The following is a 19,615-nucleotide window of genomic DNA, read 5'->3' on the forward strand; positions in this document are numbered from 1 at the left end:
TAATCCATTATAATTTTATATTACGAGTAGCAGTAGGAAGGCGTACTTTTATGCCGTCTAATTCTTCGGTTAAAATAATTTGACATCCCAATCTAGAAGTATCGGTAAGACCAAAGGCTAAGTCAAGCATATCTTCCTCTGCTTCCATAGGTTTTTTTAATTTGTTGTAAAATTCTTCTTCTAAAATAACGTGACAAGTAGCACAAGCCAGCGATCCTTCACAAGCTCCCTCAAGGTCTAGATCGTTACTATGGGCAATTTCTAAAATAGAAAGCCCTATCGGTGCTTCTACTGTTTTTTCTTCTCCATCATTTATAATAAATGTTACTTTTATTTTTCCTGACATTCTTCTTATTTTTCCTTATCTAAATTAGTGCGATTATATATAATTTATATATATAACTGAGGCTATTTAATTTGATTGATATTTTTGTCTTTTAGCAAATCATTAATTATTATATTAAACTTTGTATACATAGATTTTTTTGTTTTGGATTTAAACTCTTTAATAGAATTATTAATTAAGATCCGATCTCTAGCGTGTACGGCTTCTTTTATATTATCTAATAAAGAATTAATTATAGATATCTCACTTTCCGATAATAAAGTTGTTAATTCCGTTATAGCACGTTCTATGCTAAAGATTAAAGCCTCTGCTTCAATTACTGCTTCTTGTAATAATCTTGTAGTATAATCTATTTTAGCATTTTTATACGCGTTTTCTAACATAATATCAATCTCCGTTTTATCAATACCGTGATTTGGCTTTACTTCTATAGCATGTGATGTATTGCTGATTTTCTCATAAGCAGAAACGGATAATATACCGTCTGCGTCAATAGCAAAAGTAACTTCGACTCTAATATATCCTGCTTTCATAGGAGGAAGTCCCTTTAACTCAAATCGGGCTAAGCTGCGGCAATCGGCAGCCATTTCACGTTCACCTTGCAATATATGAAATTGTATACCGGTTTGATTATCGACATAAGTCGTAAATTCTTTTACTACCGAAATAGGAATCGGAGTATTATGCATGATGATTTTTTCAACTATACCGCCATATAATTCCATACCCAGCGATAAAGGTACTACATCAATCAATAATGAATTTGTATGGGGTGCTATTAAATTTTCTGCTTGTAATGCAGCCCCCCATACAACTGCTTTATCAGGATCGATATCTGATAGAATATCTATTTTAAATGCTTTATATAATTCGTCTTTTATTAAAGGAATGCGGGTTGCACCCCCTACTAAAATAACTCCGTCTATATTTGGATTTCCTGCTTGTTCTAAACACTCTTGAGCTATATTGATAGTACGTCCTACTAAGGGTAAAATTAATTGCTCTAATATTTGCTTACTAATTGATATATTATCATTATTAAAACTATCTTTATATGTTAAAGTTTCCTTTGCTTTTTTTGCAAGTTGTAAAGTATCTATAGAATTAGGTAAATCAAATTTATTGCAAAGATATTGTGTAATTACTATATCTATATCGTTGCCACCAAGCATATTATCGCCGTTTGTTGCTATAACTTGAAAAATACCTTCTTGTATATTAAGAATAGATACGTCAAAAGTGCCGCCGCCTAGGTCATATACTAAATAACAGCCTTTTTGATTTTTGTTTAAGCCGTAAGCATAGGCAGCTGCAGTAGGTTCGGCAATTAGCCTTAATACTTCAAAACCTGCTATTTTAGCCGCAAGCATTACTTCGCCTCTTGCTGCATTGTTAAAATGTGCAGGTACTGTTATTACTGCTTTAGTTAGATTAGTCTTTAATTGTTCTTCTGCTTGATTTTTTAGGTAAATAAAAATTTCTGCTGCAATTTCAGAGACTCTCAGTTGTTTATTTGCAAAATTTAGCTTAAGCTCACTACTATTTACATCTAGATAATCTTTAACTAACGAAAAAAGTGCCGGAGTATTTAGAATTTCTTTTAATGTTTTACCGAATAGTCTTTTAATAGAACGCAGTCCTTTATTATTACCTATAGTAAATTGTTACTTGTAAAATCTATAGTAGTTGGGATTAACTCTTTATCATCTATAGATTTAATAACTTTAACTTTTCTATTAGCTGCAATAGCTATTAATGAGTTAGTAGTGCCAAAATCGATACCGACTGCTATTTGCCGTGCTTGCTTAAAATCAGCTTGCTCCGGTTCCCTAATTTCTATTATTTGCATGATTTTATTTTTTCTTGCAGTTTATGCAGCAATGTCCCAATATATTTAAGCTTGCTAGTTTTTATAGTTGCGTCTGATAGATTGTGTTCTTCAAAAGCTTGTTTTAAAGAATCAATTTCAAACTTTTTCATTAATTCATATTTGTCTTTTATTTTTTCTAAATCACTCAATAAGATAGTATTTTCGATTCTTTCCATTTCATCCCAGAATATGCTTAATTCTAGAGGCGAAAGTAAACTACGTGTTTTTTCGTCATCTAAATTTATATTTTGCAAAAGCAGCATATATTCAGCACGCTTTAAGGCATCTTTAAGAGTAGAGTAAGCGTTATTTAATTCAGCCGCAGTAATTAGATTTTGTTCCTTTTCCTGCAAAATTTTTGTTTTATCGGGATGATATTTTACCTGCATAGCAAAATATTGCTTTTCTAATATCTTTAAATTAATATTATACTCTTGCGGAAGTCCTAATAATTGAAAATAATTTTGCACTTTTCCTTTTTTGTAATTCTAAACTGCTCTATCATATATCAAAAATTAAAAAAATACAATTATGGAAGTAGATCTATTACATTTTGAAAAAAAATATCATAACTGTATTGTAGCAGGTATAGATGAAGCAGGTAGAGGACCACTTGCAGGTCCGGTAGTAGCAAGTGCCGTTATAGTAGATAATGCCAATATTATAACGGGCATTAAAGATTCTAAAAAGCTTTCCAAAAAGAAAAGAGAATTACTATATGAACAAATCACTAGTAATTATGTTTGGGCAACTGCTATTATTTCTCATACCGAAATTGATGATATTAATATATTAGAGGCAACTAAAAAAGCTTGTTCTATTGCTGTAGCAAATCTTAGCCTTGAGCCAGAAATAGTGTTAGTTGACGGTAATATGCAGTTTAAGGATGAAAGATTTGTCAGTATAATTAACGGTGATAATTTATCATTATCGATTGCTGCGGCTTCTATTGTTGCAAAAGTTACTAGGGATCGTTTGATGTTAGACTTAAGTGCTGAATTTCCCCAATATTTATGGCACAAAAATTCCGGCTACGGTACCAAAGAACATATCGCAGCTATTAATATACACGGCTTGTCACCGTATCATCGTAGGAGTTTTAGGTGTTGTTAATGGTGTTGCCTGTGTGGACACTATTAACTCAACTCGAGTGCCGCCTCCTCTAGAGTTTTTAGCTGATCACGAAGTTTTATGGCTTGTTCAAATTCAAGATTACTTGCGGCTTTAAGCATTTCTTTCTTTAATTTATCAATATGAATTTTTAGCTTGGCAGGATTATCAAATAAAGTATGAGCTTGTTTTTTATCAAGCTTACTATCGATTTTCTCAAATTCTGCTAAAGCGTGAATAGCACGGTTGATGGTTTTTGGAATTATGCCGTGTTTTTCATTATATTCCTGCTGAATTTGCCTTCTACGCAACGTTTCACTAACGGCTTTATCGATAGATTTAGTCATTTTATCGGCATAAAGTATAACTCTACCCGCGCTATTTCTTGCAGCTCTTCCTATTGTTTGTATTAACGATACTTCCGACCGCAAAAACCCCTCTTTGTCTGCATCAAGTATAGCAACTAAGCCGCATTCAGGGATGTCAAGCCCCTCCCTTAATAGATTAATACCGACTAAAACATCAATAGTACCTTGTCTTAAGTCTCGTAAAATCTCTATACGCTCTAGAGTATGAACGTTAGAATGTAAATAAGAAGTTTTATATTTTAGCTCCTGCAAATAGGCGGTTAAATCTTCTGCCATTTTTTTAGTTAAGGTGGTGACTAGAACACGAAAACCTTGAGCGATAGTGGTTTGAATTTCGCTAATTAAATCCTCAACTTGGTTAGTAGCGGGTTTGATAATACATTCAGGATCAAGCAGTCCCGTAGGTCTGATAATCAATTCTACAACCGTGCCGCCGGTTTCTTCTAACTCAAACGGTCCTGGAGTTGCAGATAAAAACACAGTTTGTGGTCTAAATTTTTCCCATTCTTCAAATTTTAAAGGTCTGTTATCAAGTGCAGAGGGTAGACGAAACCCATGCTCTACCAAAACTTCTTTCCTTGCTCGATCGCCGTTATACATTGCTCTAATTTGCGGTACGGATACATGGCTTTCATCAACAAATAATAATGCATCTTCTGGTAGGTATTCGAATAATGTAGGAGGTGGCTCACCAGCATTACGTCCTGTGAAAAAGCGAGAGTAGTTTTCAACGCCTTTACAGCTGCCGGTTTCCGTTAACATTTCAAGATCATATTGAGTACGTTGATTTAGCCTTTGAGTTTCAAGTGGTTTGTCTTGTGACTTTAAAAACTCTAAGCGTTTTTGTAATTCTTCTTCAATACCTGATATGGCATTATTGACCGTTTCTTGAGGCATCACAAAATGTGAATTACCAAAAACCATAGCTTTATCGAGCTTAGCAAGTTTTTCACCTGTTAGGGGATCAAATTCATGGATATATTCGAGTTCATTACCGAAAAACGATAAACGCCAAGCTTTATCGCTGTAATGTGAGGGGAAAATATCTATGTTGTCGCCTTTAACTCTAAAACAGCCACGCTCAAATCCGATATCGTTACGCTCATATTGTAGATTTATCAAATCGTTTAGTAGCTGATCACGAGGGTAGCTTTGACCAGGCGCTAGATTAACCATCATTTGGTAATATAAATCGGGAGAGCCAAGCCCGTAAATACAGGAAACGGAAGAAACTACTATAACGTCACGACGCTCTAATAGCGATCTTGTAGCGGCATGACGCATTAAATCAATTTGTTCGTTAATTGATGAGTCTTTTTCTATAAAAGTATTGGTGCGTGCTATATAAGCTTCGGGCTGGTAATAATCATAATATGATACAAAGTATTCAACGGCATTCTTTGGAAAAAGCGATTTCATCTCTGAATAGATTTGGGCAGCTAAAGTTTTATTATGAGTCATAATAAGAGTAGGACGATTAGTTCTCTCTATAATATTTGCCATAGTAAAGGTTTTGCCTGATCCCGTAATACCAAGCAACATTTGTGAGCGTTTTTTGCTACTTAACCCTTCTATAATTTCATCTATTGCTTTTGGTTGATCGCCTGCCGGTTTATATTCTGAGATAATAGAAAAATTATTCATGCATTTTTACTTGCTTTAAAAACTATAGTTTAAGATAATATATTAAAATCTAACAAAAAAATATAACATTATGAATAAAGCTATATTACACACAATTATTGTTTATACTCTCGCTAGTTGTCCTTATTGTATAAAAGCTAAAGCATTGCTTGATGAGAAAAATGTTGCTTATGAGGAAATTGAAGTAAGTAATTTTACTCAGGAAGAGAAAGAAAAATTTATTAAGAAATCCGGTGGAAAAAAGACCGTTCCGCAGATATTTATAGATAATATGCATGTTGGCGGTTGTGATGCTCTGTTTGATCTTGAAAAAGAGGGAAGGCTAGATAAGCTGTTAGAAAATCAGCCAAAGACGACTTCACATGCTGCCGGAGCGTAATTAATAAAAACGTCATTGCAAGGAAATTACGAAGTAATTGACGAAGCAATCTAAGGAGTTTGTTATTATTTCATGAGATTGCTACGCTCCCTACGGTCGCTCGCAATGACGTTTTAGTATCCACGCGAGCAATGCCCGCTCGCAATGATGCTGAAAACTACAAAAACTTCAAAGTGTCCAAAAACAAAACTCGCAAAAATTCATTCCATCTACTTCTGCCGTATTTATGGTCGAAGGATTTTGATATACGCCTGCGTATTGTTACCTCTCTTATTTGTCTAGTCATAGCTAAAGTAATAAATATTTTCGTTCCTATTGTTTATAAATATATAATAGATGGGCTAAATAAAAACTTTGCTCTTTCGGTTATTATCGGGATTATTGTTGCATATGGCGGAACAAAAATACTTGTTCAAATTTTCAGTGAATTACGAAATATCATTTTTTCAAAAGTAGGGCATCAAGCAACTTGCTTAGTTGCTCTAAATGTCTTTAAGTACATGCATAATTTAAGTATGCGTTTTCACATTACTAGAAAAACAGGGGGCTTAAGTAGGTCAATAGAGCGTGGTACTAAAGGTATTGAAGCGGTACTGCGGTATTCGTTATTTAATATTTTTCCGACAAGTGTAGAAATTATATTAGTAAGCGGGATGTTATGGTATGTTTACGGTATTTGGTTTGCCATAACTATTTTAATAACAATGATAGTTTATGTTGGTTATACTTGCCTAATCAGTACTTGGCGTATTTCTTTTGCAAGGGAAATGAACCAAAGCGATAACACCGCCAATAATAGAGCAATCGATAGTTTACTGAATTTTGAGACCGTTAAATATTTCGGTAATGAAGAATATGAGGCGATAAAGTTTAATGAGGCTTTACAAACTTATGAAAAATCAGCTACTAAAACTACTAACAGCCTATCGATTTTAAATATCGGGCAGGATGTTATAATATCCTTAGGGCTTGTTAGCCTTATGATACTTTCAGCAAATGCTATTAACCAAAATAAAATGACTGTCGGCGATTTAATAATGGTTAATACTTATCTATTTCAGCTATCAATTCCGCTTTCAATACTTGGCTTTGCTTATAGAGAAATTAAAAATGCTCTAGTTAGTATGGAAGATATGTTTAAGCTGCTTGATATACCGGTAGAAGTAGAGGATGCTTTGAACGCTAAGGAGCTAATTATCTTAAAAGGTGAGGTTAGTTTCGATAATGTTAGTTTTGCTTATAATCAGGAACGTCCGATTTTACATAATATAAGTTTTACGATAAAGAGTGGTAAAACTTTAGCAGTAGTCGGTAGTAGCGGGGCAGGGAAATCGACGATATCACGCTTGCTTTTTAGGTTTTACAATATTAATAGTGGCAATATTACTATTGATGGTCAGGATATAAGAGAAGTCACGCAACAATCGCTGCGTAAATCTATTGGAATTGTTCCGCAAGATACGGTACTGTTTAACGATACGATATATTACAACATCGCATACGGTAATAATGCAGCAAGCTACGATGAAGTTATAGCAGCCTCAAAAAATGCTCATATTCATGAGTTTATTAGCACGTTACCCGAAGGGTATGAGACGCAGGTAGGCGAGAGAGGCTTAAAGCTTTCGGGCGGTGAGAAACAGCGTATTGCAATTGCAAGAACCATCTTAAAAAATCCAGCAATATATGTTTTTGATGAGGCAACAAGTTCGCTTGATACTAAAACCGAAAAGCTAATTCAAGCAAGCCTTAAAGAGATCTCGGCTCACCATACTACCCTTATCATTGCCCATAGACTCTCAACTATTATCGATGCAGATGAGATTATCGTTTTAGATAACGGTTATATAGTTGAGCGGGGTAACCATAAAACCTTGCTACAGCACAAAGGCTATTATGCCGAACTTTGGTATAAACAGCAAGAAGAGGAACATTCTTAAAATTTATCATTATATCAACTATAAGCTTTGTTAAGTGGTTTGGTAAAACCAGCTCGATGTCATTCCCGTGGAGGTTTTGTTGCGTGGCAATCTCAGGAATTCTTCTCAAGATTGCTGCGTCAAATTACTATGTAATTTTCCTTGCAATGACGAAAAAACTGATCCACGCAGGAATGACATAGATAGCTAATTGATATTTCAAAAAATTGGCTAAAATCTCTTGCAAGAATAGCGGTGACGTTATGCCGGGGTTTCAAAACTTCTATCCTAAGCGTTATTATCAGCCGTATAAATGGTATAATCCTCGACTGCCTGGTTGGGGGATAGTAGCTATGTACAAGGTTTAAAGTGTAAGCTTTAAACCTAAAAGCTATTATAACTGTTCTGTGACGGTTCTTTGAACGTCCCAACCACCCGAAGTTAAAATCTGCGGTGGTTAAAACTTGAGCAATTTAAGTGTAATCACGGGAGTAACTACATGTTCAACAAAAATAATAAATTATTATCTAAAATATTACCGTTCTCTAAGAAAAATAAAGATTTAGAAAAACTAAGATCTAAGTTTAAACAAAGGTTAGCAGAACAGGTAACGGTAGATGAGATAACAAGAATAGAGCAGCGTTCATTATATTTAGAAAGTATAAAATAATTCTAATATATAATAAAGTTTGTTAACTTTTACGATTATGTTATTGCCTAGAAATGGTTGATGTCGTCATTGTAAGCGACTAAAGGCCTTGTTGTATGGCTCGTTTATGTCATTTCCACGCAAGCGGGAATCCAGTAAAAAATGCTAAAACAAAGAAAATTACATAAAAATTTAGTATATAATTTGCTTAAAAAACTAGATTCCTGCTTTCGCAGGAATGACATCGGCATCCGCGCAACAATGTCCCGCAGCAATGACATCGGTAACTTAGAAACAATGCCATGATTATAAATACAAGCAATCCTTGAAAGAAATTTATTATGTCTCTATTATTAAATATAATTCATTAAATTTAAGGCTAAGTAATCGTGACTGATAAATCTTCTTCTAATTTAGTACCGGTAAATATCGAAGATGAGATGAAAGTATCTTATCTTGATTATGCTATGAGCGTTATAGTAAGTAGAGCTATACCGGATGTTCGGGACGGCTTAAAGCCGGTACATCGCCGAATTATCTATTCCATGCATGAAGCCGGTAATCATGCTAGTAAACCTTATAGAAAATCCGCTAGAATAGTCGGTGACGTGATGGGTAAATACCATCCGCACGGCGATAGTGCTATTTACGACGCGTTAGTACGTATGGCACAAGATTTTTCCTTGCGTTTACCGCTTGTAGACGGGCAGGGTAATTTCGGCTCGATGGATGGTGATGCGGCGGCAGCAATGAGATATACCGAATCTCGAATGGCCAAAGTTTCGTATAAGCTCGTAGAGGATATCGATAAAGAGACTGTCAGCTTTAACCCTAATTACGATGGTTCTGAAGAAGAGCCTTCCGTACTTCCTGCAATGTTTCCCAATTTATTGGTGAACGGTAGCGGAGGTATTGCGGTCGGTATGGCAACTAATATCCCGCCTCATAATCTTGGTGAGGTTATCGATGCGTGCTGTTTATATATAGATAATAACGATATAGAAATATTAGATTTACTTGAAGTTGTTAAAGGACCGGATTTTCCTACAGGTTCAATGATTTTAGGCATTAGCGGTATTAGATCGGCATATCTTACCGGTAGAGGTAGTATCATTATGCGAGGTCGAGCTGAGATTGAGAATATCGGTAATGGCCGTCAAGCAATTATTATTACCGAAATACCGTATATGGTAAATAAGGCAAGGCTCGTTGAGAAAATCGCTGAAATGGTTAAGGAAAAGCGTATAGAAGGTATAAGTGATTTACGTGATGAATCAAATAAAAACGGTGTAAGGATTTTTATTGAGTTAAAGAAAGACGTAGTTGCTGAAGTAGTCTTAAATCAAATATACGCATGTACGCAGCTACAAACTAGCTTCGGTGTTATTATGCTTGCTCTTAAAGATGGGCTACCGAAAGTGATGAATTTGAAAGAAGTAATTGCAGCTTTCGTTAGTTTTAGGGAAGTAGTAATTACTAACCGTACTATATATTTACTTAATAAAGCAAGAGATAGAGCTCATATTTTACTAGGACTAACTATTGCCGTTAGTAATATCGATGAAATAATACGTATTATTAAAGCTTCAAATGACCCGCATGCAGCTAAACAAGAATTAATGGCTCGTCAGTGGGAAGCATTAAATATCCTACCTCTTGTAAAGTTGGTTGATGATAAAGCAATGTTAAACGAGCAGGGTAAATGTAACTTTACCGAATTGCAAGCTAAGGCAATCTTAGAAATGAGATTGCAACGCCTGACCGCTATGGAGAAAAACAAGCTTGAAGAGGATTTAAAGAACCTCACTACGGAAATCACCGAATATCTTAATATACTCGGCTCTCGTACAAGGTTACTTGAAATTTTAAAGGAAGAGCTCATTAAAGTTAAAGAAGAATTTGCGACTCCTCGTCTTACTTCAATTGAATTCAGCGAATTTGATCAAGATATAGAAGATTTAATTCAGCGTGAAGAAATGGTTGTAACCGTAACGCTTGGTGGGTATATCAAGCGTGTACCTCTAAGTAGCTATCGTGCACAAAAACGTGGCGGTAAAGGAAGATCAGGGCTTTCAATGCGTGATGAAGATATTACCACGCAAGTTTTTGTCGGTAGTACCCATACTCCTATGTTGTTCTTCTCAAATATCGGTCAGGTTTATAGTTTAAAACTGTATAAACTGCCTTTAAGTAATCCGCAGGGTAAGGGTAGACCGATGGTTAATATATTACCGTTGAAAGCAAATGAGCATATTACGAATATTATGCCGCTACCTGAAAATCAGGATGAGAGGGATAATTTAAACATTATGTTCGCAACTGCCAAGGGTAATATCAGAAGAAGCGATTTATTAGATTTCAAAAAGCTTCAGTCGAACGGTAAAATTGCTATTAGGCTTGATGAGGACGATAAATTAATAGATGTAAAACCATGTAAAGAAGACGAGCATATTTTACTTGCTACCAAAGCCGGTAAAGCTTTAAGATTCCCGGTTGAATCGCTGCGTGTTATTAAGAGTCGTACTTCTGATGGGGTACGAGGTATGAAGCTTGCCAAAGAGGATTCCGTAATTTCTATGACTGTGCTTAAAGGTATTAGTAGTACAAAAGAGGATAGAGATGCTTATTTATCCGTGCCGTGGGAGCAGAGATTAGAGATTGCTAAAGGTGAGGCGTTTAATCCTGAAGAACTTGGCGTAAGCTTAACTGCCCCGGCTATCGTAGAAATGGCAAATGCCGAAGAATTCATTTTAACCGTAACTGAGAACGGTTTTGGTAAGAGAAGCTCAGCTTATGGTTATAGAATTACTGACCGTGGCGGTAGCGGTATAATCAATATGGATATTAACGACAAAACTGGTTTAGTCGTCGGTGTTATGCCGGTTAAAATGGATGACGAGTTAATGCTGATTACCAATAGTGGTAAGTTAATTCGCTGTAAACTTGAGTCAGTACGTATTACGGGACGTAACACTAGTGGTGTAATCCTATTTAAGCTAGATGATGGTGAAAAAGTCGTGTCTGTCTCTTTAATTGCTGAAACTGCTGAAAGTGAAGAAGATAGTGAGTTAGAGGTAGAGGGATTAGAGCAATCTGAAGAGGTATAAGGGCTGAGGCGTTGTTATTCCCGCATAGCTCTTAAAAAGCTCTCGATGTCATTCTTGCGAAAGCATTTTGCATAGATACCTAAGTAGTCATTGCGAGGAGGCATTGTTGCGTGGACCGGTAAAACCCACTGTATTAAGCCACGGGATGACAGAGGTGAAATTGCTTCACGCAACAATGCCTCCTCGCAATGACGTTAATTTATTAATTGATCTGCTTTTAGTTAACAATACCTCCCAAAGAACTTCTAGAAAAGTATTGCAACAATAATTTTTCTCTCTATAACAACTGTATATTGAATTTATGAATATGCAAATATTAACTTTCCAGTCTTTTTTTACTACTACAACCGGTCTAAGCCGGTAACAATATCTCTATATCTTTCTTTTAATTATATCCATCTATTTAAATTAACTAATTATTATTAGGTAAGTTTTATGTTGTGTAAAATGCCACTTATTTTAATGGCTATTATCATAGCTATCATATTGTTAAACCCCTAATGAGTTTAGAAGTACAAAGGTTATTGTATTCAATAAGTCTATCTATTAAATCTATAATTGGATTATTTCTACCTTTAATTATTTTTAGTTTATTTTTTAAATCTGTTGTAATGCTAGCCAAAGATGCAACACGTATAGTTTTCTTAATATTATTACTAGTATGTGGGTCTAATGTTTGTTCTACCTTCATAAGTCATTATGTAGGTATATACATGTATCAATTCGCTTTATCAATGATCTCTCCTATAGAAAATGATAGCTTAAAGCCTTTATGGTTGCTTGATTTTCCTAATATTATTGCTAATGATAAAATCGTATTGAGTATTATTATCTTAGGCTTTATTTCCTCAAAATTGTGTGCTGAAGTTGCAATTGGATTGGCTTGTAAGCTAGAAGCATTTGTTGCAAAAATATTGCGATTGTTGATCTATATAATTCCCTTATTTATAATGGGCTTTATCGTAAAACTACAGTTTGATGAAGTATTAGATATAATTATTAAAGATTATATGTTCATTTTTGTGACGATCGTATTTGCTCAGTTTGGTTATATCTTTCTTGCTTATTTTATTTAAGTAACTGTCAAGTTAAGGAATTCATAGCTAGCCTTAGTAAATGATGCCAGCGTCTATAAGTGGATTTAGTGCAATGTCTAGTGTTATAAGTATGCCACTTAGTATAATAGGAGCGGAAAATAATACAAATAATAAAGCACTCGCTCGTACCGTTGACCAATAACAGTCAATATTCATCTTGTTGGCGATTGTTTTGCCATACCGATTTTGGCTTATACTATACTAAAAAGTTATGGATTAGCTGAACCTACTTTATTTAATTATTTTATTTTTACTTTTTATTTTGTATTGGCAAAATTTTCAGTAGCAGCTATACCAGGTGGTGGAATTATTGTAATGCTTCCTATACTTGAACAATATCTAGGTTTTAATACTAATATGATGTCTCTGATTACAGCTCTTTATATCTTATTTGATCCTGTGATCACTTGTGCTAATGTTTTAGGAAATGGTGTTTTTGTTAAACTGATGGATAATATATATAGTGTAACTCAGAAAGCTTAATTTAAGCAAATTTGTATAGAGCAAGTCATGTTCCACCGTGAGCATTAATAAATATTTTAGCAATAGGACGAGGTTTCTCAAAATATTCTAGGTTTTTGCGTGCAGAAAATTAAATTATTTGTATTGTTAGATATTTTTGAGCAAAAATTAATAAGAACGCAAGAGCCTAATATCTCTTTTTCTTTTAAAGTAATTGTTGAATTATCTATATTTGATAAATTAGATATTTGTGTTCTTTGAATTATTATTTTTTACGAAGAATTAGTGAATTTTTTAACCAAATCTCAAATATTAGATAATTGATTTAAAAGAGAAACAGCATATAATCTTTGTGTGGAAAGTGATATATTGGTAATAAATTATGATGTGGTTATTAATTGCGATTGGTTTAACCGTTGCGGTTCTTATTATAGGGGTAGTATCGATGGCTATCGGAGGAAAGTTTGATAAAAAATTTAGTTCAAAGTTAATGACTTTAAGAGTTTTTTTTCAGGCAGTTGCTATATTTTTATTGATTATAATGTATTTTTATAAAGTTAATTTATAAATGTCTGAAAATAACTCAAAAGCTACTTAATCAATTTCTCTAATTTCTTCACGTAATTCTTCCCATTTGTCTAAAATTTCTTCTAATGTAACTTCTGCGACTTTTTTCGCTCCATCTTCAAAGTCCTTTAAATCTCTAATCAGTTTCTCTAGCTTTAATAATGAAATTTTTTTTTCATTATACTGATCGCTACAATGTTCTTCGAGTTGTTCGGCAATTTCTTCAATATCATCCCAATGCATGATTATTCCTCCTTAATTTTATGCAAGCCTTATTTATTAAACATGTTATCTGATATTTGCTATTATTTTGTACTAAATATTATTAATGCGACAAATTATTGCAAATAGGTGAGTTTATTATGCAACTATTGCCGGAATTAGGCAGGTTTGCTTTCTTTACATTTTGGTGATTTTATTAGTATATTAAAATAAAATATTAAAAGATTTAATTATTATGTCAATATTACCGATAGTAACGGCACCTGATGAAAGATTAAAGCAGAAATCTCAGCCGGTTTTAGAGTTTACCGATCACACACGAAAATTTATGGATGATATGCTTAAAACTATGTACCATGAAGACGGTGCAGGGCTTGCAGCAGTACAAGTAGGGGTATTGAAACGTATTTTAGTAATTGATATAAAAGATCATGATTCGGTAGCAAGACCAAAAGATTTTTATCCGCTTTTTATAGTGAATCCTGAAATAATAGAAAAATCAGAAGAGCTAGTTACGGTTAACGAAGGTTGTATCTCATTACCGGAGCAACGTATTGAGGTCGCAAGACCGGAATCTATAAAGATTAGGTATTTAGACTATCATGGTAAATCTCAAGAGCTTAAAGCAAATGATTGGCTTGCAAGAGTTATCCAGCATGAGTATGATCATTTAGAAGGTAAGCTTATGATTGATTATTTAAGTAATTTAAAACGAGATGTAGTACTTCGTAAGCTTAAGAAACTCAAAAATAATATAGTGTAGTGTGAAAGTAATCTTTATGGGAACGCCTGAATTTGCTGTTCCCGCTCTTAAAAAACTTATAACTCATCACGAAGTTAAAGCTGTTTTTACACAGCAGCCTAAAGCTAAGGGCAGAGGACTTAACTTAGCTAAATCGCCAATACATCAATTAGCATTTGAGCATCAAATTCCTGTTTATACTCCTTCTACTCTTCGTAATGATGAAGTAATAAATCTCATTAATAAAGTTAATGCTGATATTATAGTTGTTATTGCATATGGTTTTATTGTGCCGAAAGCTATATTAGAAGCTAAGAAATACGGCTGTCTTAATATCCATCCATCCGATTTGCCTCGTCACAGAGGAGCGGCTCCTCTGCAGCGTACTATTATAGAGGGTGACCGGAAAAGTAGTGTATGTATTATGCGTATGGATACAGGACTTGATACAGGTGATATATTTATGAAAGAAGATTTTGATTTAGAAGAAAGAACAACATTGGAAGAACTGCATAACAAATGTGCAAATCTCGGAGCGGAGTTATTAATTAAAACACTTGCAAATATCGATAATATAGTACCAATAACACAGCCAAGTGACGGCGTTACGTATGCTCATAAATTAACTAAAGAAGAAGGAAAAATTAATTGGCATGAATCCGCATATAAAATAGATTGTAAAATAAGGGGCATGAATCCTTGGCCCGGAGCATATTTTAGTTATAATGATAAAATAATTAAAATCCTTGAAGCAGAATATTTAAATGCGGATCATCACTTTACTTCCGGTACCGTTATTAGCGATAAGCTGGAAATAGCTTGTGGAAGCGGTATATTACGAGTGAAAAAACTTCAGCAAGAGAGTAAAAAAGCTTTGAATATAGAAGAATTTTTACGTGGTACAAATATTTTAAAAGATACAGTATTAAAATAAGAGTATTATTATGGGTAAAGATAAAAAAGAAGTTAGGTTTAATGATAATTGAGACGTTAAGGAGTTTACCTCAAAGCTTGAAAAGAATAGTGATATTTATTCTGTAAAAAGGAAAGTCATTAATATAGTAGATGATGAAGTAGAGGATCAAACTAAGCTACTTACGGAAACTCAGTTTTTTGTGAAAAAACTCCACATGGTAAAACATCTCAATATGAAATTAGCGGCTTTATTAACAAAGCAGGCAAACATATAAACAATCCAAAGCAAATAAAAGAAATTTCAAAATTATACGCTCATGCCGTATTTGCTGATTTACAGAAAAATATTTTAGGTACCTTTGATAAGAACGGTAATTTAAGTATAACTAAAGATTTTGCAATTGATGAAAATCCAGTCTTTAGAAAAGACGGTAAATTATTGTTGGTTAAAACTCAAAGCGGTTTGGTAAAAAGAGAAGGAGAAATGACAGCAGTAAATCATGTTTTACAAAAAGGCAGATTTTTGTTGGAAGATTTAGGTGGTAAGGTAGATACAAAATTAGGGACCGCAAATCTAAACAAAAAGCCGACAAAGTCTACTTTAAAAAGAGGTTAAAATAACTTTAAGCTCTCTCATAAGAAATAAAATTAAAATTATTTGAAATTAGTGTTTGACAAGCTTTAAAAATATAGATATAAAATCATCACACAAAGTTTGAAGCGTAAAATTTTGTAGCTGTTTAAAAAGTTGATAAAGCTAAAAACTAAATACACTGCGATAATAAAAATTTATATCGTGAGTAGATGCTGAAAATAATTGTGAAATTAATTCTGTATGCATTGTGTAATCTTAAGTTAAAAGCGTAAGTAAATATAATAAGAGCATTTGGTGGATGCCTTGGCACTAGAAGGCGATGAAGGACGTAATACGCTGCGATAAGCTTCGGGGAGTTGCGAATAAACTTTGATCCGAAGATTTCCGAATAGGGAAACCCACCTAATTTATTAGGTATTGTATAGTGAATACATAGCTATATGAGGCAAACCCAGCGAACTGAAATATCTAAGTAGCTGGAGGAAAGGACATCAACCGAGACTCCGTTAGTAGTGACGAGCGAACGCGGACCAGGCCAGTGGCTTCAAAAAAATAACTAAAACAACATGGAAAGGTTGACCATAGAGGGTGATAGTCCAGTATAGGTAAAAAGTTTGAAGTCCTTGAGTAAGGCGGGACACGTGAAATCCTGTTTGAACATAGGGGGACCACCCTCTAAGCCTAAGTACTCTCTAGTGACCGATAGTGAACAAGTACCGTGAGGGAATGGTGAAAAGTACCCCGACAAGGGGAGTGAAATAGTATCTGAAACCAAATGCTTACAAGCAGTCGGAGCAAGTGTATTTATATGTCTTGTGACGGCGTACCTTTTGTATAATGGGTCAGCGACTTAGTTTATCTAGCAAGCTTAAGCCGTTAGGTGTAGGCGTAGCGAAAGCGAGTCTGAATAGGGCGTTTAGTTAGATGAATTAGACCCGAAACCGGGTGATCTAGCCATGGCCAGGTTGAAAGCGGAGTAAAATCCACTGAAGGACCGAACCCACTACTGTTGAAAAAGTAGGGGATGAGCTGTGGTTAGGGGTGAAAGGCCAATCAAACTCGGATATAGCTGGTTCTCCGCGAAATCTATTTAGGTAGAGCGTTATAGCGATTACCATTGAAGGTAGAGCACTGAATGAGCTAGGGGGTCCCACAGACTTACCAAACTCAATCAAACTCCGAATGTCGATGAGTACAGCATAGCAGACAGACTATGGGTGCTAAGGTCCATAGTCGAGAGGGAAAAAGCCCAGACCGCCATCTAAGGTCCCTAAATCATGACTAAGTGTTAAAGGATGTGAGAAGACCAAAACAACTAGGATGTTGGCTTAGAAGCAGCCATCATTTAAAGAAAGCGTAATAGCTCACTAGTCTAAATAAGTTTTCTTGCGCCAACAATGTAACGGGGCTCAAGTCATGTACCGAAGATGCGGGTTTATGCATTTGGCATAAATGGTAGCGGAGCGTTCCGTAAGCCTGCGAAGGTGAACCGTAAGGTTTGCTGGAGGTATCGGAAGTGAGAATGCTGACATAAGTAGCGATAAAGAATGTGAGAAACATTCTCGCCGAAAGTCCAAGGGTTCTTGCGTAAAGTTAATCTGCGCAAGGTTAGTCGGCCCCTAAGATGAGGCTGAAAGGCGTAATCGATGGGAATCAGGTTAATATTCCTGAACCTGAAGGATGTGACGAAAATAGTAAATTGTATAGTCTTATTGGATTGATTGTGCGGTGAATATTTTCCAGGAAATAACACCTTCATTATAGACCGTACCCGAAACCGACACAGGTGGGCAGGTAGAGTATACCAAGGCGCTTGAGAGAACGATGCTGAAGGAACTAGGCAAATTGCATCTGTAACTTCGGAAGAAAGATGACCTGTATATGGGCAACCATGTGCAGGTGGCACAAGCTAGGGGGTAGCGACTGTTTATTAAAAACACAGGGCTCTGCAAAGTCAATAGACGACGTATAGGGTCTGACGCCTGCCCAGTGCTGGAAGATTAAAAGGAGGGGTGCAAGCTCTGAATTGAAGTCCCAGTGAACGGCGGCCGTAACTATGACGGTCCTAAGGTAGCGAAATTCCTTGTCGGGTAAGTTCCGACCCGCACGAATGGCGTAACGATTTCCCCACTGTCTCCAGTATCGACTCAGCGAAATTGAATTCTCCGTGAAGATGCGGAGTTCCCGCGGTCAGACGGAAAGACCCCGTGAACCTTTACTATAGCTTTGCACTGGTGTTAGGAATCAGATGTGCAGGATAGGTGGAAGACTACGAAGCGAAGGCGTCAGCCTTTGTGGAGTCACCCTTGAGATACCACCCTTTTGGTTCTTGACATCTAACCGAGATCCTTGAATCAGGATCCGAGACAATGCATGGTGGGTAGTTTGACTGGGGCGGTCGCCTCCCAAAGAGTAACGGAGGCGCGCGATGGTTAGCTCAGGTTGGTCGGAAATCAACTTTTAGAGTGCAATGGCATAAGCTAGCCTGACTGCGAGTCTGACAAGACGAGCAGAGACGAAAGTCGGTCATAGTGATCCGGTGGTCCTGAGTGGAAGGGCCATCGCTCAACGAATAAAAGGTACTCCGGGGATAACAGGCTGATGATTTCCAAGCGTCCATAGCGACGAAATCGTTTGGCACCTCGATGTCGGCTCATCACATCCTGGGGCTGGAGAAGGTCCCAAGGGTTCGGCTGTTCGCCGATTAAAGTGGTACGTGAGCTGGGTTTAGAACGTCGTGAGACAGTTCGGTCCCTATCTGCCGTGGGTGTAGGAAGTTTGAGAGGATCTGCCTTTAGTACGAGAGGACCGAGGTGGACGTACCCCTGGTGGACCAGTTGTCGTGCCAACGGCACAGCTGGGTAGCTAAGTACGGAAGGGATAACTGCTGAATGCATCTAAGCAGGAAACCCCCCTCAAAACTAGACTTCCCCATTAGAGCCGTGGAAGACCACCACGTTGATAGGTCGGGTGTGGAAGCACAGTAATGTGTGTAGCTAACCGATACTAATAGCTCGATTGATTTACTTTGCTGTGAGATTACATATGCATATAGTGTTAATGTTATTAAGAGTGTAGTATCTATTCACAAAGTTATCAGGTTAAATAGCTTGTTATCAACTAATAAAAATGTTATTGCATAACTAATGTTATACTGTAGCCCTGCCACGATATCCAGCGAAAATTATTTTGCTGAGTATCGTAGTAAAAGTTAAGATATGATATTAAGAATTTTTTTTAGTTGTGCAACAACATTAACAGCAAACTATAATACAAATCTATCTTTTTAAAAGTTTGTATTGCTAGCTTGGTGGTTATAGCATGAGTGAAACACACGATCCCATCCCGAACTCGAACGTGAAACCTCATAGCGCTAATGGTACTATGTCATAAGGCATGGGAGAGTAAGTCGCTGCCAAGCTTGCAATGCAAATTTTTAATTATCGTTCTTTCTCTTTATGAGATATTTTATATTCATAATTTTTACCTTTCTCTATATTAGTAATGCTTACGCATTAAAAAATAAACATCAATTTATTTCCATAGAATCACTAAAATCTAACATAGAAATTAAAAAGCTATTTAAAGAAAAAAATACTGGTCAATTTATTTTAGAGTTACCA

Annotated in this window: 18 protein-coding genes, 2 rRNA genes and 2 pseudogenes; 16 read left to right on the plus strand and 6 right to left on the minus strand. The window is 35.7% G+C overall.

All coding sequences use genetic code 11. The features are described from left to right. Window positions 1-7: 7 nt before the first annotated feature. From RAT170B_RS00745 to hscB, 3 genes and pseudogenes are all read right to left on the minus strand, one after another. Window positions 8-346, minus strand: coding sequence for a ferredoxin family 2Fe-2S iron-sulfur cluster binding protein (locus tag RAT170B_RS00745; RefSeq protein ID WP_045805341.1), 339 nt, complete (start codon window positions 344-346; stop codon window positions 8-10). A gap of 62 nt (window positions 347-408) precedes the next feature. After that, window positions 409-2,195 (minus strand): annotated as a pseudogene (hscA, locus tag RAT170B_RS00750) (Fe-S protein assembly chaperone HscA). Next, window positions 2,186-2,686, minus strand: a complete 501-nt coding sequence (gene hscB, locus RAT170B_RS00755) for a Fe-S protein assembly co-chaperone HscB (RefSeq protein ID WP_014013968.1) — start codon at window positions 2,684-2,686, stop codon at window positions 2,186-2,188. Before hscB ends, hscA begins: the two are co-directional and overlap by 10 nt. 61 nt (window positions 2,687-2,747) lie before the next feature. Between hscB and RAT170B_RS00760 the strand changes: the two genes are divergently transcribed. Continuing rightward, window positions 2,748-3,329 carry a ribonuclease HII gene (locus tag RAT170B_RS00760; RefSeq protein WP_014013969.1) on the plus strand — a complete coding sequence of 194 codons (582 nt, stop codon included), beginning with the start codon at window positions 2,748-2,750 and terminating at the stop codon, window positions 3,327-3,329. 23 nt (window positions 3,330-3,352) lie between these two features. Here RAT170B_RS00760 and uvrB read toward each other — a convergent pair whose 3' ends face one another. Beyond that, on the minus strand, window positions 3,353-5,338 hold the full coding sequence (gene uvrB / locus RAT170B_RS00765) for an excinuclease ABC subunit UvrB (protein ID WP_045805342.1): 1,986 nt from the start codon (window positions 5,336-5,338) through the stop codon (window positions 3,353-3,355). Between the two features lie 70 nt (window positions 5,339-5,408). Between uvrB and grxC the strand changes: the two genes are divergently transcribed. The 5 genes from grxC to RAT170B_RS09485 all read left to right on the plus strand — a co-directional run bounded on the left by grxC (window position 5,409) and on the right by RAT170B_RS09485 (window position 11,660). After that, window positions 5,409-5,717 carry a glutaredoxin 3 gene (grxC, locus tag RAT170B_RS00770; RefSeq protein WP_014013971.1) on the plus strand — a complete coding sequence of 103 codons (309 nt, stop codon included), beginning with the start codon at window positions 5,409-5,411 and terminating at the stop codon, window positions 5,715-5,717. A gap of 131 nt (window positions 5,718-5,848) precedes the next feature. Then, window positions 5,849-7,657: an ABCB family ABC transporter ATP-binding protein/permease gene (locus RAT170B_RS00775; protein ID WP_146620316.1), complete on the plus strand. Its 1,809-nt coding sequence runs from the start codon at window positions 5,849-5,851 to the stop codon at window positions 7,655-7,657. Between the two features lie 478 nt (window positions 7,658-8,135). After that, window positions 8,136-8,306, plus strand: a complete 171-nt coding sequence (locus RAT170B_RS10195; RefSeq protein ID WP_004996471.1) for a hypothetical protein — start codon at window positions 8,136-8,138, stop codon at window positions 8,304-8,306. 368 nt (window positions 8,307-8,674) lie between these two features. Beyond that, a complete protein-coding gene (gyrA, locus tag RAT170B_RS00780; protein ID WP_045805343.1) occupies window positions 8,675-11,392 on the plus strand; it encodes a DNA topoisomerase (ATP-hydrolyzing) subunit A in 2,718 nt (905 codons plus the stop codon). 67 nt (window positions 11,393-11,459) lie between these two features. After that, a complete protein-coding gene (locus RAT170B_RS09485) occupies window positions 11,460-11,660 on the plus strand; it encodes a hypothetical protein (protein WP_146620317.1) in 201 nt (66 codons plus the stop codon). 154 nt (window positions 11,661-11,814) lie between these two features. Here the strand turns inward: RAT170B_RS09485 and RAT170B_RS00785 are convergent. Beyond that, window positions 11,815-12,083, minus strand: a pseudogene (locus RAT170B_RS00785) (hypothetical protein). A gap of 22 nt (window positions 12,084-12,105) precedes the next feature. On the opposite strand from RAT170B_RS00785, the gene RAT170B_RS09490 reads away from it, so the two are divergent. The 5 genes from RAT170B_RS09490 to RAT170B_RS00815 all read left to right on the plus strand — a co-directional run bounded on the left by RAT170B_RS09490 (window position 12,106) and on the right by RAT170B_RS00815 (window position 13,519). Beyond that, window positions 12,106-12,468, plus strand: a complete 363-nt coding sequence (locus RAT170B_RS09490) for a transporter (protein WP_261368617.1) — start codon at window positions 12,106-12,108, stop codon at window positions 12,466-12,468. Window positions 12,469-12,541: 73 nt separating this feature from the next. Beyond that, complete coding sequence (locus tag RAT170B_RS00800; RefSeq protein WP_232048131.1) at window positions 12,542-12,631, plus strand: transporter; 90 nt, start codon at window positions 12,542-12,544, stop codon at window positions 12,629-12,631. A gap of 44 nt (window positions 12,632-12,675) precedes the next feature. Beyond that, a complete protein-coding gene (locus RAT170B_RS00805) occupies window positions 12,676-12,972 on the plus strand; it encodes a cation:dicarboxylate symporter family transporter (protein WP_045805345.1) in 297 nt (98 codons plus the stop codon). A gap of 99 nt (window positions 12,973-13,071) precedes the next feature. Further along, a complete protein-coding gene (locus RAT170B_RS00810; protein WP_037215256.1) occupies window positions 13,072-13,212 on the plus strand; it encodes a hypothetical protein in 141 nt (46 codons plus the stop codon). A gap of 121 nt (window positions 13,213-13,333) precedes the next feature. Next, window positions 13,334-13,519: a twin transmembrane helix small protein gene (locus RAT170B_RS00815; protein WP_014013979.1), complete on the plus strand. Its 186-nt coding sequence runs from the start codon at window positions 13,334-13,336 to the stop codon at window positions 13,517-13,519. A gap of 26 nt (window positions 13,520-13,545) precedes the next feature. On the opposite strand, the gene RAT170B_RS00820 is transcribed toward RAT170B_RS00815, so the two are convergent. Then, on the minus strand, window positions 13,546-13,761 hold the full coding sequence (locus tag RAT170B_RS00820) for a Fe-S cluster assembly protein IscX (protein ID WP_045805346.1): 216 nt from the start codon (window positions 13,759-13,761) through the stop codon (window positions 13,546-13,548). Window positions 13,762-13,975: 214 nt separating this feature from the next. Between RAT170B_RS00820 and def the strand changes: the two genes are divergently transcribed. The 5 genes from def to rrf all read left to right on the plus strand — a co-directional run bounded on the left by def (window position 13,976) and on the right by rrf (window position 19,413). Further along, window positions 13,976-14,503 carry a peptide deformylase gene (def, locus tag RAT170B_RS00825; RefSeq protein ID WP_014013981.1) on the plus strand — a complete coding sequence of 176 codons (528 nt, stop codon included), beginning with the start codon at window positions 13,976-13,978 and terminating at the stop codon, window positions 14,501-14,503. A gap of 1 nt (window position 14,504) precedes the next feature. Continuing rightward, window positions 14,505-15,416 (plus strand): methionyl-tRNA formyltransferase, encoded by a 912-nt coding sequence (fmt, locus tag RAT170B_RS00830; RefSeq protein WP_014013982.1) that lies wholly within the window; start codon window positions 14,505-14,507, stop codon window positions 15,414-15,416. A gap of 219 nt (window positions 15,417-15,635) precedes the next feature. Next, on the plus strand, window positions 15,636-16,013 hold the full coding sequence (locus RAT170B_RS00835; protein WP_045805347.1) for a hypothetical protein: 378 nt from the start codon (window positions 15,636-15,638) through the stop codon (window positions 16,011-16,013). A gap of 249 nt (window positions 16,014-16,262) precedes the next feature. Continuing rightward, window positions 16,263-19,023 (plus strand): 23S ribosomal RNA (locus RAT170B_RS00840). 275 nt (window positions 19,024-19,298) lie between these two features. Beyond that, window positions 19,299-19,413 (plus strand): 5S ribosomal RNA (gene rrf / locus RAT170B_RS00845). Window positions 19,414-19,615 lie beyond the last annotated feature (202 nt).

The organism is Rickettsia argasii T170-B, assembly GCF_000965185.1.
Taxonomy (GTDB): domain Bacteria; phylum Pseudomonadota; class Alphaproteobacteria; order Rickettsiales; family Rickettsiaceae; genus Rickettsia; species Rickettsia rickettsii.

What these genes read in the sequence shown, in the direction of transcription:
- grxC (WP_014013971.1), top strand. Translation starts at nt 5,409, where the DNA reads ATGAATAAAGCTATATTACACACAATTATTGTTTATACTCTCGCTAGT.
- RAT170B_RS09490 (WP_261368617.1), top strand. Translation starts at nt 12,106, where the DNA reads ATGTATCAATTCGCTTTATCAATGATCTCTCCTATAGAAAATGATAGC.
- RAT170B_RS10195 (WP_004996471.1), top strand. Translation starts at nt 8,136, where the DNA reads ATGTTCAACAAAAATAATAAATTATTATCTAAAATATTACCGTTCTCT.
- RAT170B_RS00775 (WP_146620316.1), top strand. Translation starts at nt 5,849, where the DNA reads ATGCCCGCTCGCAATGATGCTGAAAACTACAAAAACTTCAAAGTGTCC.
- uvrB (WP_045805342.1), bottom strand. Translation starts at nt 5,338, where the DNA reads ATGAATAATTTTTCTATTATCTCAGAATATAAACCGGCAGGCGATCAA.
- def (WP_014013981.1), top strand. Translation starts at nt 13,976, where the DNA reads ATGTCAATATTACCGATAGTAACGGCACCTGATGAAAGATTAAAGCAG.
- RAT170B_RS00800 (WP_232048131.1), top strand. Translation starts at nt 12,542, where the DNA reads ATGTCTAGTGTTATAAGTATGCCACTTAGTATAATAGGAGCGGAAAAT.
- RAT170B_RS00815 (WP_014013979.1), top strand. Translation starts at nt 13,334, where the DNA reads ATGATGTGGTTATTAATTGCGATTGGTTTAACCGTTGCGGTTCTTATT.
- RAT170B_RS00760 (WP_014013969.1), top strand. Translation starts at nt 2,748, where the DNA reads ATGGAAGTAGATCTATTACATTTTGAAAAAAAATATCATAACTGTATT.
- RAT170B_RS00745 (WP_045805341.1), bottom strand. Translation starts at nt 346, where the DNA reads ATGTCAGGAAAAATAAAAGTAACATTTATTATAAATGATGGAGAAGAA.
- RAT170B_RS00820 (WP_045805346.1), bottom strand. Translation starts at nt 13,761, where the DNA reads ATGCATTGGGATGATATTGAAGAAATTGCCGAACAACTCGAAGAACAT.